At 71.5% G+C, this 21,931-nt stretch carries 26 protein-coding genes; 9 read left to right on the top strand and 17 right to left on the bottom strand.

All coding sequences use genetic code 11. The annotated features are described in order from the left end of the window. Positions 1 to 156: 156 nt before the first annotated feature. Together ACIBP6_RS44900 and ACIBP6_RS44895 are read right to left on the bottom strand one after the other, a co-directional pair. Entirely contained in the window at positions 157 to 1,341 is a 1,185-nt protein-coding gene (locus ACIBP6_RS44900; protein WP_397061125.1) for a winged helix DNA-binding domain-containing protein, read from the bottom strand. Then, positions 1,338 to 1,592, bottom strand: coding sequence for a hypothetical protein (locus tag ACIBP6_RS44895; protein ID WP_397061123.1), 255 nt, complete (start codon positions 1,590 to 1,592; stop codon positions 1,338 to 1,340). The genes ACIBP6_RS44900 and ACIBP6_RS44895 overlap by 4 nt, the downstream gene beginning before the upstream one ends. Positions 1,593 to 1,786: 194 nt before the next feature. Here ACIBP6_RS44895 and ACIBP6_RS44890 point away from each other — a divergent pair, with 194 nt between their 5' ends. Beyond that, complete coding sequence (locus ACIBP6_RS44890) at positions 1,787 to 3,448, top strand: alpha-amylase family protein (protein ID WP_397061121.1); 1,662 nt, start codon at positions 1,787 to 1,789, stop codon at positions 3,446 to 3,448. Here the strand turns inward: ACIBP6_RS44890 and ACIBP6_RS44885 are convergent. Next, entirely contained in the window at positions 3,435 to 4,031 is a 597-nt protein-coding gene (locus tag ACIBP6_RS44885; RefSeq protein WP_397061119.1) for a TetR/AcrR family transcriptional regulator, read from the bottom strand. The two genes, ACIBP6_RS44890 and ACIBP6_RS44885, sit on opposite strands and share 14 nt — an antisense overlap. Before the next feature lie 63 nt (positions 4,032 to 4,094). On the opposite strand from ACIBP6_RS44885, the gene ACIBP6_RS44880 reads away from it, so the two are divergent. Beyond that, on the top strand, positions 4,095 to 4,850 hold the full coding sequence (locus ACIBP6_RS44880; protein ID WP_397061117.1) for an alpha/beta fold hydrolase: 756 nt from the start codon (positions 4,095 to 4,097) through the stop codon (positions 4,848 to 4,850). Positions 4,851 to 4,896: 46 nt separating this feature from the next. Continuing rightward, positions 4,897 to 6,654 (top strand): bifunctional metallophosphatase/5'-nucleotidase, encoded by a 1,758-nt coding sequence (locus ACIBP6_RS44875; protein WP_397061115.1) that lies wholly within the window; start codon positions 4,897 to 4,899, stop codon positions 6,652 to 6,654. Between the two features lie 41 nt (positions 6,655 to 6,695). On the opposite strand, the gene ACIBP6_RS44870 is transcribed toward ACIBP6_RS44875, so the two are convergent. From ACIBP6_RS44870 to ACIBP6_RS44845, 6 genes are all read right to left on the bottom strand, one after another. Continuing rightward, positions 6,696 to 7,436: a cytochrome d ubiquinol oxidase subunit II gene (locus tag ACIBP6_RS44870; protein WP_132618524.1), complete on the bottom strand. Its 741-nt coding sequence runs from the start codon at positions 7,434 to 7,436 to the stop codon at positions 6,696 to 6,698. An 11-nt stretch (positions 7,437 to 7,447) separates the two neighbouring features. Beyond that, on the bottom strand, positions 7,448 to 8,698 hold the full coding sequence (locus ACIBP6_RS44865) for a cytochrome ubiquinol oxidase subunit I (RefSeq protein ID WP_397061113.1): 1,251 nt from the start codon (positions 8,696 to 8,698) through the stop codon (positions 7,448 to 7,450). A gap of 239 nt (positions 8,699 to 8,937) precedes the next feature. Further along, positions 8,938 to 9,423: a hypothetical protein gene (locus ACIBP6_RS44860; protein ID WP_397061111.1), complete on the bottom strand. Its 486-nt coding sequence runs from the start codon at positions 9,421 to 9,423 to the stop codon at positions 8,938 to 8,940. Beyond that, positions 9,420 to 9,944, bottom strand: a complete 525-nt coding sequence (locus ACIBP6_RS44855) for an RNA polymerase sigma factor (RefSeq protein ID WP_397061109.1) — start codon at positions 9,942 to 9,944, stop codon at positions 9,420 to 9,422. Before ACIBP6_RS44855 ends, ACIBP6_RS44860 begins: the two co-directional genes overlap by 4 nt. A 47-nt stretch (positions 9,945 to 9,991) precedes the next feature. Next, positions 9,992 to 10,663: a response regulator gene (locus tag ACIBP6_RS44850; RefSeq protein ID WP_397061107.1), complete on the bottom strand. Its 672-nt coding sequence runs from the start codon at positions 10,661 to 10,663 to the stop codon at positions 9,992 to 9,994. Continuing rightward, the gene (locus ACIBP6_RS44845) at positions 10,660 to 11,796 is read right to left on the bottom strand and encodes a sensor histidine kinase (RefSeq protein ID WP_397061105.1); all 1,137 of its coding nucleotides are present in this window, start codon (positions 11,794 to 11,796) and stop codon (positions 10,660 to 10,662) included. The genes ACIBP6_RS44850 and ACIBP6_RS44845 overlap by 4 nt, the downstream gene beginning before the upstream one ends. Positions 11,797 to 11,858: 62 nt before the next feature. On the opposite strand from ACIBP6_RS44845, the gene ACIBP6_RS44840 reads away from it, so the two are divergent. Continuing rightward, positions 11,859 to 12,092: a hypothetical protein gene (locus tag ACIBP6_RS44840; RefSeq protein WP_132618534.1), complete on the top strand. Its 234-nt coding sequence runs from the start codon at positions 11,859 to 11,861 to the stop codon at positions 12,090 to 12,092. A gap of 15 nt (positions 12,093 to 12,107) precedes the next feature. Here ACIBP6_RS44840 and ACIBP6_RS44835 read toward each other — a convergent pair whose 3' ends face one another. After that, on the bottom strand, positions 12,108 to 13,121 hold the full coding sequence (locus ACIBP6_RS44835) for a fatty acid desaturase family protein (RefSeq protein WP_397061103.1): 1,014 nt from the start codon (positions 13,119 to 13,121) through the stop codon (positions 12,108 to 12,110). A gap of 412 nt (positions 13,122 to 13,533) precedes the next feature. On the opposite strand from ACIBP6_RS44835, the gene ACIBP6_RS44830 reads away from it, so the two are divergent. Both ACIBP6_RS44830 and ACIBP6_RS44825 read left to right on the top strand, forming a co-directional pair. Beyond that, complete coding sequence (locus tag ACIBP6_RS44830; RefSeq protein WP_397061101.1) at positions 13,534 to 14,514, top strand: NAD-dependent epimerase/dehydratase family protein; 981 nt, start codon at positions 13,534 to 13,536, stop codon at positions 14,512 to 14,514. A 36-nt stretch (positions 14,515 to 14,550) separates the two neighbouring features. Further along, complete coding sequence (locus tag ACIBP6_RS44825) at positions 14,551 to 15,201, top strand: glycosyltransferase family 2 protein (RefSeq protein WP_397061100.1); 651 nt, start codon at positions 14,551 to 14,553, stop codon at positions 15,199 to 15,201. A 10-nt stretch (positions 15,202 to 15,211) separates the two neighbouring features. Here the strand turns inward: ACIBP6_RS44825 and ACIBP6_RS44820 are convergent, their stop codons facing one another. From ACIBP6_RS44820 to ACIBP6_RS44800, 5 genes are read right to left on the bottom strand one after another with little or no spacing between them, the layout of a single operon-like run. After that, positions 15,212 to 15,424 (bottom strand): hypothetical protein, encoded by a 213-nt coding sequence (locus tag ACIBP6_RS44820; protein WP_397061098.1) that lies wholly within the window; start codon positions 15,422 to 15,424, stop codon positions 15,212 to 15,214. A gap of 36 nt (positions 15,425 to 15,460) precedes the next feature. Then, positions 15,461 to 15,811, bottom strand: coding sequence for a nuclear transport factor 2 family protein (locus ACIBP6_RS44815; protein ID WP_397061097.1), 351 nt, complete (start codon positions 15,809 to 15,811; stop codon positions 15,461 to 15,463). Positions 15,812 to 15,815: 4 nt separating this feature from the next. Beyond that, the gene (locus ACIBP6_RS44810; protein ID WP_132618542.1) at positions 15,816 to 16,133 is read right to left on the bottom strand and encodes a DUF3140 domain-containing protein; all 318 of its coding nucleotides are present in this window, start codon (positions 16,131 to 16,133) and stop codon (positions 15,816 to 15,818) included. Positions 16,134 to 16,176: 43 nt separating this feature from the next. Then, positions 16,177 to 16,620 carry a YdeI/OmpD-associated family protein gene (locus ACIBP6_RS44805; protein ID WP_397061094.1) on the bottom strand — a complete coding sequence of 148 codons (444 nt, stop codon included), beginning with the start codon at positions 16,618 to 16,620 and terminating at the stop codon, positions 16,177 to 16,179. After that, complete coding sequence (locus tag ACIBP6_RS44800) at positions 16,617 to 17,408, bottom strand: alpha/beta fold hydrolase (protein WP_397061093.1); 792 nt, start codon at positions 17,406 to 17,408, stop codon at positions 16,617 to 16,619. The genes ACIBP6_RS44805 and ACIBP6_RS44800 overlap by 4 nt, the downstream gene beginning before the upstream one ends. 204 nt (positions 17,409 to 17,612) lie before the next feature. Here ACIBP6_RS44800 and ACIBP6_RS44795 point away from each other — a divergent pair, with 204 nt between their 5' ends. Then, entirely contained in the window at positions 17,613 to 17,882 is a 270-nt protein-coding gene (locus tag ACIBP6_RS44795; RefSeq protein WP_397061091.1) for a sulfurtransferase TusA family protein, read from the top strand. Positions 17,883 to 17,950: 68 nt separating this feature from the next. After that, positions 17,951 to 18,964: a LacI family DNA-binding transcriptional regulator gene (locus ACIBP6_RS44790; RefSeq protein WP_397061089.1), complete on the top strand. Its 1,014-nt coding sequence runs from the start codon at positions 17,951 to 17,953 to the stop codon at positions 18,962 to 18,964. A 5-nt stretch (positions 18,965 to 18,969) separates the two neighbouring features. On the opposite strand, the gene ACIBP6_RS44785 is transcribed toward ACIBP6_RS44790, so the two are convergent. Together ACIBP6_RS44785 and ACIBP6_RS44780 are read right to left on the bottom strand one after the other, a co-directional pair. Continuing rightward, positions 18,970 to 19,521, bottom strand: coding sequence for a DUF488 family protein (locus ACIBP6_RS44785; protein ID WP_397061087.1), 552 nt, complete (start codon positions 19,519 to 19,521; stop codon positions 18,970 to 18,972). Positions 19,522 to 20,255: 734 nt separating this feature from the next. Further along, positions 20,256 to 20,726 carry a MarR family winged helix-turn-helix transcriptional regulator gene (locus ACIBP6_RS44780; protein WP_397061085.1) on the bottom strand — a complete coding sequence of 157 codons (471 nt, stop codon included), beginning with the start codon at positions 20,724 to 20,726 and terminating at the stop codon, positions 20,256 to 20,258. 31 nt (positions 20,727 to 20,757) lie between these two features. On the opposite strand from ACIBP6_RS44780, the gene ACIBP6_RS44775 reads away from it, so the two are divergent. Next, positions 20,758 to 21,825 carry a GNAT family N-acetyltransferase gene (locus ACIBP6_RS44775; RefSeq protein WP_397061083.1) on the top strand — a complete coding sequence of 356 codons (1,068 nt, stop codon included), beginning with the start codon at positions 20,758 to 20,760 and terminating at the stop codon, positions 21,823 to 21,825. Positions 21,826 to 21,931: the final 106 nt, after the last annotated feature.

The following is a 21,931-nucleotide window of genomic DNA, read 5'->3' as shown; positions in this document are numbered from 1 at the left end:
GGTCGGCGGTCAGCGGGGAGCCGCGGCGTCCGGTGACGCCGCCGGTCAGCGGGGGGACGCAGCGTCCGGTGAGGGGCCGGTGGTCAACGGCGGGACATGGCGTCCGGTGACGCCGCCGGTCAGCGGCGGGACATGGCGTCCGGCGACGGACGGCGGTCAGCCGGGGGACGCGGTGATGCGCACGCGGTCGCCGTCGCCGTCGGAGAGGAACGACGCCAGGGCCCGCCCCTGTTCGGCGACGGCGTCGCGGTCCCCTCGGGCGAAGCGGCGCAGCGGGGTGACCACCACGGTGCCCGCCTCGACGATCCAGGTCGCGGCGACCCGGCCGTCGACCAGGACGACCCGGGCACCGGCGACCGACAGGCCGCGGTGGGCGTCGTCGATGATCCGGACGCGGTCGTGGTAGCCGAGGATCGCGTTGTCGAACGCCGGCAGGAACCGCACCGGCGCCGGGGTGTCCGGGTCGGGGCGCGGCGCGTCGGGGAGGTCCAGCAGCTCGCGGCCCCGCTCGTCGCGGAAGGAGACCAGCTCCTCCCGGATCGCGGCGACCGCGGCCGGCAGCCCGGCGAGGCCGCACCAGGCGCGCAGATCGGCCGAGGCGGCGGGGCCGAACGCGGCCAGGTAACGGCGTACCAGTGCCTGGCCCACGGGATCGGAGCCGTCCGGAGCCGGCGGGCCGATCTCCCGCCCCAGCCACGACGAGAGCAGGGCGTAGCGCGCCCCCGCCTTCGCGCGCCACAACCCGCGCGGCGGCAGCTGCGCCATCGGCAGCAGAGCGGCGACCAGCAACTCGCCCAGCGCCCGCGGCCCCGCCCCCGACCACCGCCCGTCGAGTTCGGACATCGAGCGAGGCTCGCCGTCGCCCATCACCGCCCCCGCGAGCTCGGACGTCGAGCGAGGCTGGCCGTCGTCGATCACCGCCCGCGCGAGCTCGGTCATCGAGCGGGGTTGGCCGTCGGCCATCACCGCTCGGCCTGCCGCGGCGAGCTCGTCGAGGTCGATCCCGGCGAGCTCGCGGCGGTAGGTCCCGAGGACCCGTTGGCGCAGCATGGTGGCGTGGCGGGCCCGCCAGGCCAGGGCGTCGTCGGCGGTGACGAGGTGGACGGTGCGGCGCATGAGAGGCGTCCGCACCACCTTCCGCCGGATGAGCAGATCCGACAACGCCGCCGGGTCGAACGCGCGCAGCCGCGACCAGAGCCCGACGAACGGTTCCTGCGGCTCCTGTGCCTGCAGGCCGCACAGGTGCGCGACGGCGTCGAGGACCGGCACGTCGGCGCGGTCGAGGAGCGACTGCCGGGCCAGCGTCGCGCGGTTGAGCGCCCGGGCGCCGAGAACGGTCACGCCGCGGCCCGCCCGCCGACAGGTCGCCGGCGCGGTGACGCCCGCCTGACGGCCGGCGGGTCGTAGGCCACGTCGAGCGGGCCGAGGTCGGTCCCCGGCGGTACGGTCTCGTCGATCCTGTCGAGGACGTCGTCGCCAAGGGCTCGGTGGTCGACGCGGACACAGGCGTCGTGGCCGGGATCTCCCACCCGGCCGAACATCATGGAGCGGCTGACCCGCCTTCCGGTCCGCACCGGGGCCCGCATCCTCATGGTGGTCGTCCCTTCGCTCGTGGACGGGGCCCTCGCGTGACCCCGAGACCACGGTCGCAGAGGAGGAGGTCAGGATGTGACCGCTTCTCACGGCGACAAGGTTTTCCGTTCGATGGCCTGCACTTGGGGTAGCGCTTCTCTTTGCCTCTCTATGGGGGACTCATGAGGAGCAGCGGGTCGAAAGGGTGTTTCGCGTGCGGCTGACGTACACCTCGGACGTGTGGTGGAAGAACGCGGTCATCTACTGCCTGGACGTCGAGACGTTCAAGGACGGCAACGACGACGGCGTGGGCGACTTCCGCGGCCTGACACAGGAGATCGACTACCTGGCGGGGCTGGGCGTGACGTGCCTGTGGCTCATGCCGTTCTTCCCGACGCCCAACCGCGACGACGGATACGACATCACCGACTTCTACCGCGTGGATCCGCGGCTCGGGACGCTGGGCGACTTCGTGGAGTTCATGCGCACGGCCCACGACCGCGGCCTGCGGGTGATCGCCGACCTGGTCGTCAACCACACCTCCGACCAGCACCCGTGGTTCGTGGAGGCCAGGTCGAGCCGCGACTCGCCGCTGCGCGACTGGTACGTCTGGTCCGACGAGCCCGAGCCGGACAACCCCGAGCAGATCGTCTTCCCCGACAAGGAGACCAGCATCTGGGAGTACGACGAGGGCTCCGGCCAGTACTACCTGCACAGCTTCTACCGGCACCAGCCCGACCTCAACGTCGGCAATCCCGAGGTCAGGGACGAGATCACGCGCATCCTCGGCTTCTGGATGGAGCTCGGCCTGTCGGGCTTCCGGGTGGACGCGGTGCCGTTCCTCATCGAGAACGTCAACCCGAAACTGGCGAACCCGCACGAGTTCCTCGCGGACCTGCGGGCGTTCATGACGCGGCGCAACGGCGGGGCCATCCTGCTCGGCGAGGTCAACGTCCCGTACGACCAGTTGGTCCAGTATTTCGGCGACGGGCTGGGCGACCAGATCACGATGTGCTTCGACTTCATCGGCATGCAGAAGGCGTGGCTGTCGATGGCCCGCAACGACGCCGCCCCGCTCGCCGAGGCGTTGCGCGGGCGTCCGACGCCGCCGAAGGACTGCCAGTGGGCGTTGTTCCTGCGCAACCATGACGAGCTGACCCTGGACAAGCTCACCGAGGACGAGCGGGAGGAGGTCTTCCGGGCGTTCGGGCCGCGCGAGGACATGCAGATCTTCGGCCGGGGGCTGCGCCGTCGCCTGCCGACGATGTTCGGCGGCGACCTGCGCCGGATCAAGATGGCCTACAGCCTGCTGTTCTCGTTGCCCGGCACCCCCGTGATCTTCTACGGGGAGGAGATCGGGCTGGGGGAGAACCTCGACGAGGAAGGCCGGATGGCGGTCCGCATCCCGATGCAGTGGTCGGAGGACGGCGGTTTCAGCCGCCAGGAGCCGGTGCGTCAGATCCCGGAGGGGGCGTTCGCGCCGGACCGGGTCAACGTGGCCGACCAGAAGCGGGACGTGAACTCGTTGCTGCGCTGGTTCCAGCTGCTCATCGAGCGTTACCGGGAGTGCCCGGAGCTGGCGTGGGGTGACTGCACGGTGCTCGACAGCGGCCACCCAGCCGTCTTCGCGCACCGCAGCGACGCCGACGGGGCCACGGTGGTGCTCGCCCACAACCTCTGCGACACCGCCCAGGACGTGGTGCTGACGCTGGACGGGCTGGAGGGCTGCCTGCTCACGGACCTGCTGGTGGACGGCACGCTGAAGGTCTCGGCGGACGGGCGGGTGCGCCTGCCGCTCGACCCGCACGGCTGCCGCTGGCTGCGCGCGTCGTCTCCCGAGGTCGCCCCGGAGGACGCCTCGGTCAAGGCTCACTAGCGGCGGGCCAGGCCGACATGGCGAGGTCGGCGACGCGCAGCAGGTCGGCGTGGGAGGCGCCGTCGCGGGACTGCGTGGACATGCCCTGGATCACCGCCGCGTAGAACGTGGCCAGGCCGGCCGTGTCCGTGCCCGCCGGCAGCCGCCCGGCCGCCAGATCGTCGTCGATCCGCCGCTTGAACGCGGCCTTGGCGTCCTCCCGGAACCCGCGCAGCAGCTCCTCGACCTCGGCGGACTCCGGCCCGCAGTTCACCGCTCCGGTGATGACCAGGCATCCCGCCGGGTGGTCGGGGCTCGCGTACTCGGCCGCCGCCTCGCGCAGCACCCGCTCGACGGCCGCGCGGCCGGTCGGCTCCTCGGCCAGCGCGCGGGTGCTGAAGGCGCCGTACGTCTCCTGGTAGCGCCGGACCGCCTCCTCGAACAGCCGCCGCTTGTCGCCGAATGCCGCGTACAGGCTGGGGGGTTTGATGCCCATGGCGGCGGTGAGCTCCGCGACCGAGGTCGCCTCGTAGCCGTGCCGCCAGAATGCCAGCAGCGCGGTCTCCAGCGCCGCCTCCCGGTCGAACGCCCGCTGTCTCGCCATGCGCCCATTCTATAGCGATCGCTATGTTATCGTGCTTTAGCAATCGCTAAAGAAAGGAACGTCATGCCCACGGTCGGCCACGCGTCGGGAACCGTCCACTACCACCGGGCGGGCAACGGCCCCGGCCTCGTCATGGTGCACGGCACCGGCGGAGACGCCGTCAGCAACTTCGCCCATCTCGTCCCCGGGCTCGCCGACATCCGCACCGTCATCACCCCCGACTACGCCGGCAGCGGCCAGACCTCCGACCCGGGCGGCGACCTCACCCTCGACCTGCTCGCCGGCCAGGTCGCCGCGGCGTTCGAGGAGCCGTCCGACCTGGTGGGTTTCTCGCTGGGCGCGGCCGTGGCGGCGAAGGTCGCCGCCGAGCGGCCCGAACTGGTGAAGAGGCTGGTGCTGATCGCCGGCTGGACGCACCTCGCCGACTCCCGGCTGGAGCTGGGGCTGCGCACGTGGGCGCGGCTGGCCGCCACCGACCCGGAAAGCTTCGCCGCGTACGGGCCGCTCGTGGGCTTCAGCCCCGCGTACGTGAGCACGGTCGGGGCGGCGGCGCTCATGGCGGGGAAGCCCCCGCACGGCACCCTGCGCCAGATCGAGCTGGACCTGCGCGTCGACCTCCGAGACCTGCTCCCCCAGATCACCGCGCCGACCCTGGTCGTCGGCAACACCCTCGACCACCTGATCCCGGTCGAGCACGCCCGCGCCCTGCACGCGGCGCTGCCCGGCAGCCAGTACGCCGAGCTGGACAGCGGCCACGTGGTCCTGCACGAACGCCCGGCGGAGATCACGGCCCTCATCCGCGGCTTCATCGCCGGCTGAGGTTTCGTAACCAACGAGTAATTTGCCCCGGTTAGCCTCCAGCACCATGCAGACCAAGAAGCTCGCCCTCGCCGGGGCCGCCGCCGCGCTGTGCGGCGTGGCCCTGGTGGCGCCCCCCGCGTACGCCGGTTCGCCGGCGAAGACGGTCACCGTCACGGTGATGGGCACGTCCGACCTCCACGGCAACGTCCTGAACTGGGACTACTTCAAGGACGCCGCCTACTCCGACTCCCAGGGCAACGCCGTCGGCCTGGCGAAGGTCTCGTCGCTGGTCAACAAGATCAGGGCCGAGCGCGGGGCGGACCACACGCTGCTGTTCGACTCGGGCGACACGATCCAGGGCACCCCGCTGGCGTACTACTACGCCATGGTCGAGCCGATCACCGAGACCGGCGAGATCCACCCCATGGCCAAGGCCATGAACGCCATCGGGTACGACGCCGTGACCCTGGGCAACCACGAGTTCAACTACGGTCTGCCGCTGCTGGCCACCTGGGTGAAGCAGATGAAGGCCCCGGTGCTCGGCGCGAACGCCGTCCACGAGGAGACGGGCGAGCCGGCGTACACGCCGTACGTGATCAAGACCATGAAGGTCAAGGGCGACAAGCCGATCAAGGTGGGCGTGCTGGGCCTCACCAACCCGGGCGTGGCCATCTGGGACAAGGCGAACGTCCAGGGCAAGCTCCGCTTCACCGACCTGGTCGAGTCGGCCAAGAAGTGGGTGCCGGTCGTCCGGAAGGCCGGCGCGGACGTGGTCGTCGTGACCGCGCACGCCGGCGACAACGGCATGTCCTCCTACGGCGACGACCTGCCGGTCGAGAACGCCTCCGCCATGGTCGCCGAGGAGGTGCCGGGCATCGACGCGGTGCTGTTCGGGCACGCGCACAACGACGTGCCGCAGCGTTTCGTCACCAACAAGGTCACCGGGCAGCAGGTGTTGCTGACCGAGCCGGGCCGGTGGGGCAACCGCCTGTCCACGCTCGACTTCCAGCTCACCAAGCAGCGCGGAACGTGGGTGGTGACCGGCAGGTCGTCCACCACGCTCGACACCAACACCGTGCCGGCGGACCCGAAGATCGTCGAGCTGCTCCAGCCGCAGCACGACACCACCGTCGGCTACGTCAACAAGGTCGTGGCCAAGTCGGCCGTGGACATGTCGGCGGCCGAGTCGCCGTACAAGGACACGGAGATCCTCGACTACATCCAGCGCGTGCAGACCGAGGCGGTCGAGCAGGCGCTGCCGGACAACACGCTGCCGGTGTTGTCGATCGCGGCGCCGTTCAGCCGCAGCGCCGTCTTCCCCGCCGGCGACATCCGCGTCAGGGACGTGGCCGGTCTGTACGTCTACGACAACACGCTCATGGCGGTCAAGCTGACCGGGGCGCAGATCAAGGACTACCTGGAGTACTCCGCGCGCTACTTCAACCAGCTCGCCCCCGGCGCCCCGGTCGACGTGAGCAAGCTGACGAACGCGGGCGGCACCCCCGACTACAACTACGACCAGCTCTCCGGGGTGTCGTACGACATCGACGTGGCCAAGCCGGTCGGGCAGCGCATCACCGACCTCGCCTACGAGGGGCAGCCGGTCCCGGCCGACAAGGAGTTCATCGTCGCGATCAACAACTACCGCCAGTCGGGCGGCGGCGGCTTCCCGCACGTGACGGGGGCCGAGGTCGTCTACAACGCGCAGGTGGAGATCCGCCAGGCGCTGATCGAGTACGCCACGGCCCAGGGCACCATCGACCCGGCCGACTTCGCCGTCCCCAACTGGAAGCTCACCCGCGACGGCGCCCCGCTGTTCTGACCCCGTAGGGGGTGAAGGCCGCACTTCACCCCCTACGCGGATCAAAGGTACGACGGACCTGTGACCCGGTGCCGGAACGTCCACCACACCCAGCCCTGGGCCGCCACCAGGAGCGGGATCAGCGCCAGGACGACCGGCGCCAGCAGCGGCCCAGATGTGCCCGGTTCCAGCGGCAGCCGCAGCCCGGCCAGCACCCCCACGGTCAGGAACGCCGCCGAGGTCAGCGCGTACGTACGGGCCTCGCCGGCGCCGCCCGAGAGTACGGCGGCGCGCTCGCGCAGGACGCCGCGCAGCCGCAGCGCCGCGAACGTCATCCCGTGCGCGGCGAACAGCGCGGCCACCACCAGCGCGGGCAGCGCCGCGAGCGGGCCCTGGATGTCGAGCAGCACGTGCGACAGCAGCCCGCCCCAGCTCAAGGCCAGCCCCCAGCTCCCGGCCACGGTGGCGCCGTCCCAGAACGCCTGCCAGCGCGCCCCCGGCACCCGCCCGCGCAGCCACAGGCCGGCGTCGCGGGTCACCCACGCCAGCAGCAGCGCCACCACCATCGTGTAGTTGCCGCTCAGCAGCTCACCCTCCAGCTCGGGGAAGAGCCCGGCGAGCACGCCCGCCGCGGCCACCAGCCACACCTCGTTGCCCAGGAAGAACGGCGCGATCGCGGCGATCACCTCGCGCCGCTCTGACGCCGACCGCCCCAGGTACGGCAGGGCCATGCCCACCCCGATGTCGGCCCCGGCCAGCACGAGGTAGCCGAGCACGAAGAAGGCCAGCACGAAGATCTCCATGGAAGGGCTCCCTAGAACGACAGGACGGGGACGGGGGCCTCGACCGGCCGGTCGCCCAGCGCCACCGCGCCAGGTCCGCGCCGGGCGTGCCGGCCCAGCAGCAAGACGTTGACCGCGACCAGCACGCCGAACACCGCGGTGAACGCGGTCAGCGAGAACACCAGCCGGCCGTGCGAGAGCGGCGACATCGCCTCGGAGGTGGTCAGCAGGCCGTACACGGCCCAGGGCTGGCGTCCGACCTCGCGGAACACCCAGCCGGCCAGCATGGCCGCGAACGGCAGCGGGATCATCAGCGTCAGCAGCCCGTGCCACGGCCGGAACCCGTGGACGACCGGCCGGAGGAGCATCAGCAGGAAGCTCGGCCCGCCCAGGAAGAGCATCACGGCGAACAGCACCAACATCGTGATGCCGGCCGTCTGGACCACGTCCACGGGCGGCAGGTGGTCGCCGGGCCCGTGGACGGCCGCCAGCTCGGCCTGGGCGGCGGCCAGCCGCTCCGCCGAGCCCGTCCACGCCGCGACCTTGCCGGGCTGCATGGTCTCGAATCCGATGCCGCCGAACGTCGCGGTGACGAACAGCCCGGGCAGCGCCACGCCGAGCCCGATCCGCAGCGACTTGCGGAAGACGTCCCGCTCGACAGTGCGCCGGCGCAGGTGGTACGCGCTCACCCCGGCCACGAAGAACCCGCCGGTGACCATCGCGCCGGCCAGCACGTGCCCGAACGCCACCTGGGCGGCCGGGTTGGCCACCATCGCGCCGAAGTCGACCAGCCGCAGCCGGCCGTTCTCCAGCACGTGCCCGACCGGGTGCTGCAGGAAGCCGTTGGCGATCATGATCCAGAACGCCGACGCGTACGCGGTGAGCGTCACCACCCAGATGACCGCCAGGTGCGCCCACCGGTTCAGCTTGTTCCAGCCGAAGATCCACAGGCCCAGGAACGTGGACTCGACGAAGAACGCCACCAGCGTCTCCATCGCCAGCGCCGCGCCGAACACGTCACCCGCGTACTCGGTCAGGCCGCTCCACGCCAGGCCCAGCTGGAACTCCATGACGAGGCCGGTGACGATGCCCATCGCGTAGTTGATGACGTACAGCTGGCCCCAGAACCTGGTCATCCGCAGGTGCACGGGGTCGCCGCTGAACGTGGCGCGGGTCTGGACGACGGCGACCAGCGTCGCCAGGCCCAGGGTCAGCGCCACGAACAGGAAATGCGCACCCGCGGTGAGCGCGAACTGCAGGCGGGCCAGATCCACGGTGTCCATGCTCCGAAGCATCCGGGCACGGCTTCGCCCGCCGCGTCATGCCCGGGAGTGCACCCGTCGTACATCCCGGGTCGCACGACGGCGCCGGGACGTACGACTGCGGGTGACCTCAGAGCAGCAGCAGGACCACGCCGGCGAGCAGCAGCGCGGCGGCGAGCGCGGCCGCGACGACCACGCCGGTCCCGCCGAACCGGCGGCGGATGAGTTTCGGGTTGTGCGCCATCGAGATTCCTTTCGTTTCAGTCGGGTGTTGCGGAGCCGGTCAGCTCGTGCATGCGGCGCAGCAGCGCCGCCCGCTGGTGATGCGCGCGGACGGCCAGCGCCAGGGCCGCCGCGACGAACAGGCCGCCGACCGCCAGGGCGGGCGCGAGCCCCGTCCCGCGCTGGACGGCGACGGCCGCCAGGCCCGCGGTGGTGGTGACGGAGGCGGCGAGCCCGAGCCAGGCGGCCACCACCCGGTCGGCGGCGAACAGCGGCACCTTGCGCGTCAGCAGCCACCCGCCGTACCCCGTCCAGGCCAGGCAGAACGCGGTGAGCACGGCGAACGCCACGTGCGTGCGGCCGGGCAGCGGGCCGGGCTCGGACCACCACAACGTGGCGGCGAAAACCGCGCCGGCCAGCCCGGCCACCAGCGCAACCACCGCCTGGACGCGCCTGCGCCGCGACAGCGCCGGCGTCAATTGCTCGATCAGCTCTCGCGCCGACAGGCTCGGCTCCTCGGTCATGGCCGGTATCCCTTCTCCTCCAGGTGCTCGCGCAGCAGCCGACGGGCGCGGTTGAGCCGGGACTTGACCGTTCCGGCGGGGATCCGGCAGATGTGCGCGCACTCCTCCACCGAGAGGTCCTCCAGGTAGAACAGGACAAGGATCTCCCGCTCCGGCGCCGGCAGCCCGGACAGGAGGCTCACCAGGGCGGCGCGGTCCACCATGGCCTCGACCGCGTCCTCGGTGACCGCCTCGTCCGTCGCCGGCTCCTCCCAGGCGCGGGCGTACTCGCCGCGCAGCCGCTCGGTGACCGAGCGGCGGGCGATCGTGAACAGCCAGGGCGCGAACGCGCCGGGATCCCGCAGCCGGGGCAGGCCGCGGACCACGGCCAGCCAGACCTCCTGCGTCACGTCGTCGGCGCGCTCGGCGTCGAGCATGCGCCGCACGTACGTCCACACCGGCACCCGCCAGCGGGCCACCAGCTCGGCCAGCGCCGCGCGCTCGCCCAGCTGGGCACGCACCACCAGCAGCTCATCGGTCATCTCGGCCTCCCGTCACCCTGCACAGTCGGACGGGAGGCCGATCAGGTTCACGACCCGCCGAGCCAGCCAGGGGTGATCATGCCGGCCTCGTACGCCATGATGACGAGCTGGGCGCGGTCGCGGACGCCGAGCTTGGTCATGATGCGGCTGACGTGCGTCTTCGCCGTGGCGGGGCTGAGCACGAGCCGGGCGGCGATCTCGTCGTTGGACAGCCCGCCCGCGACCAGGGTCATCACCTCGCGTTCGCGCTCGGTGAGCGCGTTCAGCCGGGGGCTGGGGTCGGGGCGGCTCACCCGCCCGGCGAACTCGGCGATCAGCCGCCGGGTGATCGAGGGCGCGATCAGCGCGTCGCCCCTGGCCACCACCCTGATCGCGTGGATCAGCTCGGCCGGCTCGGTGTCCTTGACCAGGAAGCCGGACGCGCCCGCCCGCAGCGCGCCGTAGACGTAGTCGTCCAGGTCGAACGTGGTCAGGATGATCACCCTGACGCCGTCGAGCACCGGGTCGCCGGCGATGCGCCGGGTGGCCTCCAGACCGTCGAGGTCGGGCATGCGGATGTCCATGAGCACTACGTCGGGACGGTGCTCGCGGGCGCCGCGCACGGCCTGCTCGCCGGTGGCGGCCTCGGCCACCACGTCGAGATCGTCCTCGTAGCCGAGGATGGACCGGAACCCGGCGCGGACGAGGGTCTGGTCGTCGGCGAGCAGGAGACGGATCATCGGGCTCCGTTCGTCGGGCGGCTCAAGGGCAGGCGGGCGGTGACGCGGAAGCCGCCTTCGGAGCGCGGGCCCGCCTCCAGGACGCCGCCGAGGGCGGTCGCGCGCTCGCGCATGCCGAGCAGGCCGAACCCGCTGCCGCCGTCGTAGGGCGCCCCCGGCCCATCATCTTCCACACAGATCATGATATTTCCGGACGTGTTGCGAATGGTGAGTGTCGCCTTGTCCGTACCGGAATGGCGGGAAACGTTCGTCAGTGACTCGCGCACGATGCGGGTGGCGGCCAGGTCGACCTCGGTCGGCAGCGCGTCGAGCGGCCCCGCAAGCTCGGTGCGGACGTCCAGCCCCGACTCCGCGACCAGCGCGTCCACCCGCGCCAGGCTGTCGGCGGGCGCGGTCGGCGCGTCCTCGTCCACCTGACGCAGCACGCCGAGCGTGGTGCGCAGCTCGCGCAGCGTCTCCTTGCTGGTGTCCTTGATCGTCCGCAACGCCGCCTCGGCCTCCTCCGGCCGCTTCCTGATCCCATGCAGTGCCGCCGCGGCCTGCACGTTGATCATGGAGATCTTCTGCCCGAGCACGTCGTGCAGCTCGCGGGCGATACGCAGCCGCTCCTCGCCGGCCCGCCGCCGGGCCTCCTCCTCCTTGCTGCGCAGGGCGTCGAGCGCGTGCTGCCGGGCCTCCGTCAGGTACGCCCGCCGGTTGCGGGTGACCCCGCCGAAGGCGATGGCCGCCACCACCCATCCGGCGATCATGAGGAACATGCTGTCGTCCACGTGCCGGATGCCGCCGGTCTCGCCGAGCCCCATGGCCAGCAGCGCCACCGCGCCCACCGCGACGGCCGCGATGAGGTGGCCCAGGTCGGCGGCGGTGTAGAGGGTGATGAACGCCATGACGATGACCGGGCCGTCGAGCCCCGCCAGCGGGTAGTAGGCGGCCGAGGCCGCGGTCACGACGACCAGCGCCGCGACGGGGTGGCGCCGGCGCAGCAGCAGCGCCCCGGAGGCGACGAGCGGCAGCAGCACGTCGAGCGCGTTCACCCGGTCGGCGCCGCGCAGCGCGTACGCCACGAGAGTCCAGACGAGCACGCCGCCGATCGCCACGAGGGAGACGATGGTGCTGGGGGACGGCCGACGCATGCCACCCATTCTGTACGTCGTGTCCGGGTAATCCGTCCGGCATATCCGGGTAGAGGTTTCGGATGAGCACTAAGGACGAACTCCGGCAGGTCGAAGAGGACCTGACCCGGCTGCGAACCGAGAACCAGGACATGCGCGACCAGATCGGCGAGATCGGCGCGACGGACCAGGTGGAGATCTCGGCCATGATCAGCCAGGCTGACGAGCAGGTCGAGCTGATCGCCGACCTCGAACGCCGCCGTGACCGGCTGATCCGGCGGCTGGAGGAGGAAGAGGGACGGGAGGGCGCCCACTGAGGGCGCCCCCGCGTCTCAGCGGAGTGCGGCGCCCACCTTGTGCAGGTGTCGCAGCGCCTGGCCGTACGACTCGACCAGGCCGGTCTGCAGGTAGTCGACGTCGATCTCCGCGCAGTAGCGCTGGACGATGGGCTGGGCCCGGCGCAGGTTCGGCGCGGGCATGTTGGGGAACAGGTGGTGCTCGATCTGGTAGTTCAGCTGACCGAGCGCCACGTCGGTGAACGGGTTGCCCCGGACGTTCCGGGAGGTCAGCACCTGCTTGCGGAGGAAGTCGAGCTTGTCCTCCTTGGTCAGCACGGGCATGCCTTTGTGGTTGGGCGCGAACGAGACGCCCAGGTAGATGCCGAACAGGCCCTGGTGCACGAGCAGGAAGACCAGCGCCTTGTCCCACGAGAGCACGGTGAAGATGAGGCCGAAGTAGAGCACGAAGTGCGTCAGCAGCAGCGCGAGCTCGGGGCCGCGGCGCTTGGCCGAGGGGTTGAGCAGGGCCTTGACGCTGGCGACGTGCAGGTGCCAGGCCTCAAGGGTGAGCAGCGGGAAAAACCAGTAAGCCTGATATTTCGCGATAAATCGCGGCAAACCCTGGCTGCGGGCGACCTGGTCCTCCGACCAGACGATCACGGCGGGGGAAACGTCCGGGTCGTGGTCCTCGTGGTTGGGGTTGGCGTGGTGGCGGTTGTGCTTGTGCGTCCACCAGCCCCAGCCCAGACCGACGCCGAGGTTGCCGATGAGCAGCCCGGCGATGTCGCTCGGCCGGCGCGTCCTGAAGACCTGCCGGTGCCCGAGGTCGTGGGCGACGAACGCGAGCTGCGTGAACACCACGGCCATCGCGGCCGCCACGAGCAGCTGCAGCCAGGAGTCGCCCATCCAGGCGAACACCGCCCAGCCGCCCAGGTAGGCGAGCGCGCCGAGGCTGAACCGTACGGCGTAATAAACGGGACGCCGATCCAGGAGACCGGCGTCGGAAATACGTTGTGCTAGTCGGGCGAAGTCGCTTCCTCTGGTTTCGGTCGTGCTGGTGCTGACCACGGGTCTCCTAGTCTCGCGGAGCAAGTTGCGACCACCATGGCGTATCCGCTGCCGAACCGGAAGCATGATCCGCCCGATCACCGGAAGGGTGACCTCCGCCACGCCGTCCGCTCCGGTTGGTCAGGGGGAGAAGCGAACTCTGGGGCGTACCCCTCAGGTCGTCAGAAGAGCAGGCTTCGAGCGTACCTCCCGAAATCGAGCAGCGAGCCACCCCGCGCCGGTGCCGCGCTGGGGCCCTCCGCGGGCAGCGCCGCCGTACACCGTCCGACCAGGTCACGGACGTACGGACCCGCCGACCGGCTTGCCTCCGGGGTCCCGCGCAGTGCTCGCTGGAGCCAAGCCGGTCGGCCGCCTGCGCGGCGTTCCCGCTTCGTAAGATCCGGGCCGTCGTGGGCGGTGTTGGATCGGCGGCATGCGTGTGTTGCTCACCGGCTCAGCGGGGTTCATCGGCGGCCACGTCGCGCAGGCCCTCGACCACGACGTGATCACGGCGGACCTCCGCACGGGCGTCGACGTCCGTGACCCCGCCGCTCTTGACCGGCTCCTGCGCGGCGTGGACGCGGTGGTCCACCAGGCGGCCAAGGTCGGGCTCGGCGTCGACGTGGCGGACCTGCCCGACTACGCCTCCGTCAACGCGTTCGGCACCGCGACCCTGCTGGCCGCCATGGCCCGGCACGGTGTCGGCCGGCTGGTGCTGGCCTCGTCCATGGTCGTGTACGGCGAGGGCGCCTACGACTGCGCCCGCCACGGCCGGGTACGCCCCGGCCCCAGGAGGGCGGGCGACCTCGCGGCAGGGGTGTTCGACCCCCGCTGCCCGCACTGCGACGACGTCCTGACGCCGTCGGTCGTCGCGGAGGACGCCGCGGCCGACCCCCGCAACGCCTACGCCACCACCAAGCTCGCCCAGGAACACCTGGCCGCCAACTGGGCACGTGAGACCGGCGGCAGCGCCGTGGCCCTGCGCTACCACAACGTCTACGGCCCCCGGATGCCCCGCGACACCCCGTACGCGGGGGTGGCCTCCCTCTTCCTGTCGGCCCTGCTGGCCGGGCGCGCGCCGAGGGTCTTCGAGGACGGACGCCAGCGGCGCGACTTCGTCCACGTACGGGACGTGGCCAGGGCGAACGTGCTCGCGCTCGGGGCCGGCACGGCGGGGGAGCTGAGGGCGTACAACATCGCCAGTGGCCGGCCCCGCACGGTCGGAGAGCTGGCCGCGGCCCTGGCGGCGCGGACGGGCGGCCCCGCGCCGGTGACGACGGGCGAATACCGGCTCGGCGACGTCCGCCACATCGTGGCCTCCCCGGAGAAGGCGGCGCGCGAGCTGGGCTTCACCGCCGAGATCGCGTTCGAGGACGGCATCGAGGAGTTCGCGGCGGCCGTCACGGCTCCGTAAGGGTTGCGGGGGCCGCGGCGCTCTACCGTCGGAGGCGTGATCGATGTCGTGTTGCCCTGCCTCGACGAGGCCGAGGCGCTCCCGTGGGTGCTGGAGCGCATGCCGCCCGGCCACCGGCCCATCGTGGTCGACAACGGCTCCACCGACGGCTCCGAGCGGATCGCGGCCGAGCTCGGGGCGGTCGTCGTCAGCGAGCCGCGGCGCGGGTTCGGGGCGGCCTGCCATGCCGGGCTGCTGGCGGCGTCCAGCGAGATCGTCTGCTTCATGGACGCCGACGCCTCACTCGACCCCCGCGAGCTGCCGCTGGTCACCGGGCCGGTCGCCGCGGGCGAGGCGGACCTGGTGCTCGGGCGGCGGGTGCCGGTGACGGTGGGAGCCTGGCCGGCGCACGCGCGGCTGGGCAACGCCGTGCTGGCCCGCCGGCTGCGGCGCACGTCCGGGGTTCCGGTGCGTGACCTGGGGCCGATGCGGGCCTGCCGCCGGGCCGGGCTGCTCGGGCTCGAGCTGGCCGACCGGCGGTTCGGGTATCCGCTGGAGATGGTGCTCCGGGCCGCCGCCGCGGGCTGGCGCGTCACGGAGGCCGACGTGCGCTACTTCCCCCGCGCGGGGCGCTCGAAGGTCACGGGAACCGTCCGCGGGACGTTGCGGGCGATCGGCGACATGCGCGCCGTGCTCGCCAAGGCCTGAGGCGCGCGGTTCAGCTCGCCGCGAGCCGGTCGAACAGCGCCAGGGCGGCCTGGCGGACCTCCTCCGGGGTCACCCCGTCCAGGGTCTTCCTGGCGTCGGTGATGTCGCGGGTGGTCGCCAGCGTGATGGCCACGGAGGAGGCGGCGGCGCGGTCGATCGACCCTGTCGGGGCGGCGTCGGCGAGCTCCTGGGCGCTGCTGGCGAGGTCGAGGTTGTCTCTCAAGGGATCTCCTCGGATGAAGATGTTCGGCCCATTGCATCACTTGGTGTCGTGCCGCATCCACCATTCGGTGAATTCCCGGCAACGGCCGTCTAGGGCGAACCGTATCAACCAGAGGTTACTGTACGTTTTGTCAGGATATGTGGTGACTCCCTGGACAACGCTCAGATCGTCGGTGACGCACACCGGATGCCACTCGAACGTGGCCTCACCAGGCTTGTCCTGCCGGCCCAGCCACTGGGCGACGATGTCGTCGCGGCCCTGCCACGGGGTGGCGTACGGCTCGGTGTAGTAGACCGCGTCCTCGGTGAACAGGGCGGCGATGTCGTCGGGATCGTTGGAGTTCCACGCGCGTACGTAGCCCTCGATCCACGCCTGCGGCTGGACCATCGGATCATCCCCTCAGCGGGTCGTGCCCCACGGACATGAGCTCGCGCCGCGAATCGTCGTCCGTGCGGTCGCCCATGGTCTCGACGAGTTCCACGACTCGTCGCATGACGTCGAGGTCGTTCTTGGTGAGGTCGCCCTTGCGCTTGCTCAGGACGTGCAGGACGCCCCGGCCGAGCTCGTCGATGCCGAGGTCGGGATCGGCGGTGAAGCTCTCCTCGTCGGAGGCGAGAGCGAGCAGGAAGGCGCGGAGCTCTTCGGAGTTCATGTTCACCGTTCGGTGGAACTCCTCCCACAACATGTCGGTGTCAAAACCCTCAGTCATACGGCCCCGCCTACCCGTCAGACCTCACGTTACGCACGTGACCTCATGAGCCGGCGGCGAGCTCGGTCACGGTTTCGGCCACGCGCCGCGCCCGGGTCTCCGGCTTCTTGGCGGCCTCGATCTGCAGGACGTAGCGCCTCTTGCGCGAGTACGACAGGCTTTCGAAGAACGCCTTGGCCTCCGGGGCGCCCGCGAGCGCCGCCGCCAGGTCGGCGGGCACCTCCACCTCCCGGGGCGCGGTGTCGAGCGCGAGCGCCACCTCGACCTCGTCGCCGGCCGCCACCCCCGCGGCCTGCCGGTTCTCCGCGCTGAGCGGCAGCATGAACCGGCCGCCCATCACCGCCACCGTGCTGCGGTAGGTGTGGGCGCCGATGGTGACCGTCACGGCGGGCCGCTTGCCGGCGCCGAGCGCCTCGACGACCTCGGTGGGCACCTCGAACCCGGTGGCGGTCTTGCCGGCCAGCTCGATCGTGGAGCGGAACCTCATGAGAAGAACTCCTTCAGTACGGGGGCCAGGGCCTCGGGCTTGACGATGTGGGTCTGGCCGTCGAGCGTGCGGTGGCCGGCCTCGGGCAGCACCTCGGCCAGCGACCTGGCGGCGTTGCGGATCCACTGCCGGCTCTTGCCGCCGTCGATGACCAGTGTGGGCGCCTTCGCCCCGGCCCAGCTGCCTTCGGGGAAGGGCCGGCCCAGCTCGTACGGGGCCACGAAGGCGGCGTCGTACGGGAGCGTGTGGGCCGTCGCCTTGAGCGCCGACCAGGCGGGCATGAACCGCATCATGGCCACCACCACGGCGGGCAGGCCGACGCCTCTGCGCATGAAGTACCGCACGGCCTCGGCGCGCCGGTCCGCGGCCACCAGCGTCTCGAGCGTCCGGACGTAGTCGGCGGGGATGGGCGGGCGGGCGCCGTCGACGATGAACGGCGGCTCGTACAGGGCCAGCCGCTCCACCGCGAGCCCCGCGTCCACGGCGGCGAGCGCGAGGGCGGCGCCCGACGACGTGCCGTACAGGCGGATGGAGCCGCCGGCCGCCTCCGCGAGCGCGGCCAGGTCCTCGATCTCGCGCTCGGTGGCGTACGGCGGGGTGTCGCCGCTCTCGCCCCGGCCGCGCCGGTCGTAGGTGTAGACGGTGAAGTCGCCGGCCAGCGCCTCGGCCAGGGGGGTGTTGATGCTCTGCGCGCGGTGGCTGAGCGCGCCGTCCACCAGGACCACCGCCGGGCCGCGGCCGATGCGGGTGTAGGAGAGGGAAGTGCCGTCCGCCGAGTTGGTCTGCATGGGTTGAGCGTACGTGCCGACAAAAAAATTTGTCAATGTACTTACGGCGGCACCTCCGTACTCAGACAGGGTGGACCGCCGCGAGGAGGGGACGGCACGCGCCGCGGGGTCGGGCCGGGTGGTCTGCCAGCCGCCTGAGCCCGTCCGCGGCCCGTGCCGGACATTCGTGTGCGGTCGTTGCGTCTCGGGTGGTTTCCTGGTGATATGCCCTACCTTGTGGTGGACGGCGGCGACAAGCTGTGCGTGCAGTTGCTCATCGAGCTGCGCGGGCACGTGCGCCAGGCCGGCCCAGGAGCCGTGATCCACCTGATCGCCACCGACCCGGCCGCGCCCGTCGACCTGCCCGCGTGGTGCCACATGACCGGTCACACGTATCTCGGCCCGGTGGAGGGCGCGCGACGCCCCACGTACGCGCTGCGCGTGGCGGGCGCCGCCAAGGAGACCCAGGAGGCGAAGCCGTGGCACGTGGCTTAAGCGGTTAATGACCTACCTGGAGCGGATGGCCTAGAGTTGTGAGGTTATCCGGTTCAGAAGGGGAGCCCTTGAAGCGACCGACGATCGCTGACATCGCCAGCCGGGCGGGGGTGTCCAAGGTGGCGGTCTCCTACGCGCTCAACGGGCAGCCCGGGGTGTCCGAGGCGACGCGGGCCAGGATCATCGCCATCGCCGAAGAGATCGGCTGGCGGCCCAACAGCGCCGCCCGGGCGCTCAACGGCGCCCGGGCCAACTGCGTCGGCCTCGCCCTGTGCCGGTCGCCCCGCGTCCTCGGCGTGGAGCCGTTCTTCATGGAGCTGATCAGCGGCATCCAGGGTGTGCTGGCCGACCGCTCGTACGCGCTGCTGCTCCAGGTCGTCACCAGCCACCAGCAGGAGAGCGAGGTCTACCGGCACTGGTGGGGCGAGAGCCGCATCGACGGGGCGTTCCTCGTCGACCTGCACTACACCGACTACCGGGTCGCCGAGCTGGAGCGGCTGGGCATGCCGGCGGTGGTGATCGGCCACCCCTCGGAGTCGGGCTCGCTGTCGGCCGTCTGGTCCGACGACGGCCAGGCCGTACGCGAGACCGTCGGCTATCTCGTCGCCCTGGGGCACCGGCGGATCGCGCGGGTGGCGGGGCTGCCGGAGCTGGTCCACACGGTCGTGCGCGACGAGGCGTTCGCCGAGGCGTGCGACGGCGCGGCCGAAAACGTCATCGTCCACACCGACTACACCGGCGAGGAGGGCGCCAGGGCCACCAGGCGGCTGCTCAGCTCGGCCGAGCGGCCCACGGCGATCGTCTACGACAACGACATCATGGCGGTCGCCGGGTTGTCGGTGGCGCAGGAGATGCGGGTGGAGGTGCCGCGCGACCTGTCCGTCGTGGCGTGGGACGACTCGCCGCTCTCCCAGGTCGTCCGTCCGCCGCTGACCGCTCTCACCCGCGACATCCCCGCGTACGGCGCCCACGCCGCCCAGCGCCTGCTGGCCCTGATCGCCGGCGAGACCGTGCCTCCGTACGAGGACAAGGCCGCCGTCCTCACCCCGCGCGGCAGCACCGGCCCGGCCCCCACGTCCTGACGCCGTCAGTCGATTCCGGGCAGGGTGTCGGGCACGTCGTACACGGGCCATCCGTCGGGCCCGCGGCGCACCGTGGGATGCGGCCGATAGGGGTTCCGGCGGCCGACGTCGATGAGGTGCACCACAGTCGCTCCGCGCATCACGAGCGCGTCGGCGAGCAGCATGCGGTGGCAGTGCCACCAGACGGTCTCCGCGCACATCACCGCGAGCCGCTCGGTCGCGGCGCGCGCCACCAGTTCGTCCACCGCCGCCCGGAACTCGGCGGTGTCCATATGGTCGGCGTATCCGGCGAAGGCGGCATGGCGCAGGGCGGTGTGGCGGGAGCCGGGATGCGTGGCACGGCGACCGCCCAGGGCCTGCCCGTGCCATTCGTAGGCGATTCCGGAGCCGGTGAGCGCCTCCGCGAGGGCGTCACGGCCGAACTGCGGGTGCCGTCGCGATCCGGGGAATCTGCGGACGTCGGCCAGCACCGACACCCGCGCGTCACCCAGGACGGCCAGGAACGCCTCGATCGGCCGCGCACCATGGCCCACGGTGAGGACCAGGCGAGGGTGCATGAGAGACCTCCCGATGACGCGGACACTCCCTCAGTGGATGTCCCGTGGACCGCCTGCCCCACCGCTTCTCCGTCCATCGTGGCTGCGACGACTCGCCACCCGCCGCTGACTGTCCTGGCTGTACGCCCCCAGGTCGAACGCGACAGGAAGCCCACGGATCGCGACACCACGCCGTCGCCCCGTTCCGGTCGCGACCCTCGCGTGCTTACCTCTGATCAAGGATGACCCACGGGAGAGGGGCTCGCGTGTCGAAAGCTTTTCTGACGACCATGGCGGCAGCCGCGACCATGGCGGCTGGGCTCACCATCTTCACCGCGTCACCGGCGCAGGCCGACGCCGACAGTTGTGTCGCCTACCTGCACGGTTCGGGATACCCCGAGACCGCACAGAGAAGGGGAGCATGCGATCTGGCCGCCAGCGGCGAGATCGGAGGTTGGCTCTCCTGCCGCCAGAGCCTCACGAGAAGCGGAGTCCCGCAGGGCGTCGCCGCCACGGCCTGCGACTACGGCGGACGACCGTAACGTCGAGCCGGACCTGATCCAGACCGCCCGCGACGAGGGGCCGAGCCGCCGCAGGATGCCGTCGATCAGCTGCCGGTGACCGGGCCGGGGACGGCCCCGGCCGTCGGTCGCCGGCGGCGGCGACTCGACCTGCGCCCCGTCGCTCGGTCCACCACGTCGCGATCGACCGTTCAAGCGTGACGTCGATCGCGCACGCGGCCTCCTCGAAGTCCGTCAGGTCTCCGCGGTTCCCGCCACCTTCCGGGCGATGTGTTCGAGGGTGGTGAGCTCCTCCGGAGTGAGCCGGTCGACGAAGTGGCGTCGTACCGACGCGACATGGGCGGGGGCGGCGTCCTTGAGGGTGTCCAGGCCGTGTTCGGTGAGAACGAGGTAGCAGCCTCTGCCGTCGGCCGGGTCGGGTGCGCGCCGCACCAGACCGCGCGCTTCCATCCGCGTGGCGTGTCGGGAAAGCCGGCTGCGTGACCAGCCCATCTTGGCGGCCTGTTCGCGCAACGTGCTGGTGTGGCCCGGCCTCTCCGACAGCGTGCTCAGCACCTCGTAGTCGGGATCGGAGAGCCCCAACGTGGCCAGATCTCGTGCCGTGCCGAACTGGACGGCGATCATCATGCGGCGGAAGGCGCGCCAGGCTCGCTCCTCGTCCGGGTTCAGCCAGCGCACGGCCGCGAGCGACGGTTTCTTTGACATGTAAACAACCTACCGCCTATGGTTCGTTTACATGTCAACGGAATCTGCGCGTGTCATCGTCCTGGGCTGCAGCACCCGACCCGGCGCCCTCGGCCCGGCGGTGCTGGACTGGCTGATCGACACGATCACGCCACGTGCCGGGGAACTCGGCGCCGAACTCGTGCCGATGGCTCTCGGCGACCTCGACCTGCCGTTCCTCGATGAGGAGGAGCATCCGTCCTCGGGTCTCTACAGGAACGAGCACACCCGACGGTGGAGCGATGCCGTGGACGCGGCGGACGGCTTCATCGTCGTGACGCCGGAGTACAACTACGGCATGCCGGCGACTCTGAAGAACGCGCTGGACTACCTCGGTCGTGAGTGGGCGTGGAAGCCGATCGGCTTCGTCAGCTACGGCAACACCTCGGCCGGCACGCGCTCGGTCCAGCACGCCAAGCAGGTGGTGACCACGCTGCGGCTGGTGCCGTTGGGCTCCACCGTCGCCATCCGCATCGGTGACGCGACCGAGAACGGTCGAGTCCGCCCGAATGCCGCGCTGGCCGGGGCGGCCGTCGGTGTCCTGGACGAGCTGGTCCGAGTCGCTCACGCCCTCCGTCCGATGCGCGAGCTCATCCGGGCCGGGGTGCGACCCGGCCCGCTGCCAGGGTCCTACGTCAGGCCGTTGACGCCCGACGACGCCCCGCAGGTCACCGTGCTGCAGCGATGCTGCTGGGTGGACGAGGCCCTGGCCAACGACACCTTGGCCGTCCCGGCCCTGCGGGAGTCGCTGGAGGAGGTGCGCGAGTGGCTGGCCACCTGGCAGACCATGGGTCTATGGCGGGACGGCCGGCTCCTGGGCATGGTGCGGGCCCGCCGTGTCGACGCCGACTGGCACGTCGGCCGGCTCGGCGTCGTACCGGACCAGCGGGGGCAAGGTCTGGGCCGTATCCTGCTCCGCGGCGCCGAAGCCGCTGCCGAGCCGGACTGCCGTCGCGTCGTGTTGTTCACCGGCGCCAAAAGCCGGCAGAACATCACTTTCTACGAGAGCGAGGGATACCGACCGGTGTCACCGGCCGACGACGACGGAACCGCCTGCCTCGCCAAATCCGTGACGTTCTAGCAGCTCACGCAGGTCCACCGGTGTCCCGGGTCACGCGGACCGTGGCCTGCGGCAGGCCGTCCCTCTTTCCCGAATGCGCTGTACGACGGTGGCGCACCTCGAAGGG

Source organism: Nonomuraea terrae, from assembly GCF_044465245.1.
Classification (GTDB): domain Bacteria; phylum Actinomycetota; class Actinomycetes; order Streptosporangiales; family Streptosporangiaceae; genus Nonomuraea; species Nonomuraea terrae.
Note: the sequence above shows the minus strand (reverse complement) of the source record. Positions and strands in the feature narration are given on the sequence as shown.

What these genes read in the sequence shown, in the direction of transcription:
- ACIBP6_RS44895 (WP_397061123.1), bottom strand. Translation starts at nt 1,592, where the DNA reads ATGAGGATGCGGGCCCCGGTGCGGACCGGAAGGCGGGTCAGCCGCTCC.
- ACIBP6_RS44885 (WP_397061119.1), bottom strand. Translation starts at nt 4,031, where the DNA reads ATGGCGAGACAGCGGGCGTTCGACCGGGAGGCGGCGCTGGAGACCGCG.
- ACIBP6_RS44880 (WP_397061117.1), top strand. Translation starts at nt 4,095, where the DNA reads ATGCCCACGGTCGGCCACGCGTCGGGAACCGTCCACTACCACCGGGCG.
- ACIBP6_RS44875 (WP_397061115.1), top strand. Translation starts at nt 4,897, where the DNA reads ATGCAGACCAAGAAGCTCGCCCTCGCCGGGGCCGCCGCCGCGCTGTGC.
- ACIBP6_RS44870 (WP_132618524.1), bottom strand. Translation starts at nt 7,436, where the DNA reads ATGGAGATCTTCGTGCTGGCCTTCTTCGTGCTCGGCTACCTCGTGCTG.
- ACIBP6_RS44865 (WP_397061113.1), bottom strand. Translation starts at nt 8,698, where the DNA reads ATGGACACCGTGGATCTGGCCCGCCTGCAGTTCGCGCTCACCGCGGGT.
- ACIBP6_RS44860 (WP_397061111.1), bottom strand. Translation starts at nt 9,423, where the DNA reads ATGACCGAGGAGCCGAGCCTGTCGGCGCGAGAGCTGATCGAGCAATTG.
- ACIBP6_RS44855 (WP_397061109.1), bottom strand. Translation starts at nt 9,944, where the DNA reads ATGACCGATGAGCTGCTGGTGGTGCGTGCCCAGCTGGGCGAGCGCGCG.
- ACIBP6_RS44850 (WP_397061107.1), bottom strand. Translation starts at nt 10,663, where the DNA reads ATGATCCGTCTCCTGCTCGCCGACGACCAGACCCTCGTCCGCGCCGGG.
- ACIBP6_RS44845 (WP_397061105.1), bottom strand. Translation starts at nt 11,796, where the DNA reads ATGCGTCGGCCGTCCCCCAGCACCATCGTCTCCCTCGTGGCGATCGGC.
- ACIBP6_RS44840 (WP_132618534.1), top strand. Translation starts at nt 11,859, where the DNA reads ATGAGCACTAAGGACGAACTCCGGCAGGTCGAAGAGGACCTGACCCGG.
- ACIBP6_RS44830 (WP_397061101.1), top strand. Translation starts at nt 13,534, where the DNA reads ATGCGTGTGTTGCTCACCGGCTCAGCGGGGTTCATCGGCGGCCACGTC.
- ACIBP6_RS44815 (WP_397061097.1), bottom strand. Translation starts at nt 15,811, where the DNA reads ATGGTCCAGCCGCAGGCGTGGATCGAGGGCTACGTACGCGCGTGGAAC.
- ACIBP6_RS44810 (WP_132618542.1), bottom strand. Translation starts at nt 16,133, where the DNA reads ATGACTGAGGGTTTTGACACCGACATGTTGTGGGAGGAGTTCCACCGA.
- ACIBP6_RS44805 (WP_397061094.1), bottom strand. Translation starts at nt 16,620, where the DNA reads ATGAGGTTCCGCTCCACGATCGAGCTGGCCGGCAAGACCGCCACCGGG.
- ACIBP6_RS44800 (WP_397061093.1), bottom strand. Translation starts at nt 17,408, where the DNA reads ATGCAGACCAACTCGGCGGACGGCACTTCCCTCTCCTACACCCGCATC.
- ACIBP6_RS44795 (WP_397061091.1), top strand. Translation starts at nt 17,613, where the DNA reads ATGCCCTACCTTGTGGTGGACGGCGGCGACAAGCTGTGCGTGCAGTTG.
- ACIBP6_RS44785 (WP_397061087.1), bottom strand. Translation starts at nt 19,521, where the DNA reads ATGCACCCTCGCCTGGTCCTCACCGTGGGCCATGGTGCGCGGCCGATC.
- ACIBP6_RS44780 (WP_397061085.1), bottom strand. Translation starts at nt 20,726, where the DNA reads ATGTCAAAGAAACCGTCGCTCGCGGCCGTGCGCTGGCTGAACCCGGAC.
- ACIBP6_RS44775 (WP_397061083.1), top strand. Translation starts at nt 20,758, where the DNA reads ATGTCAACGGAATCTGCGCGTGTCATCGTCCTGGGCTGCAGCACCCGA.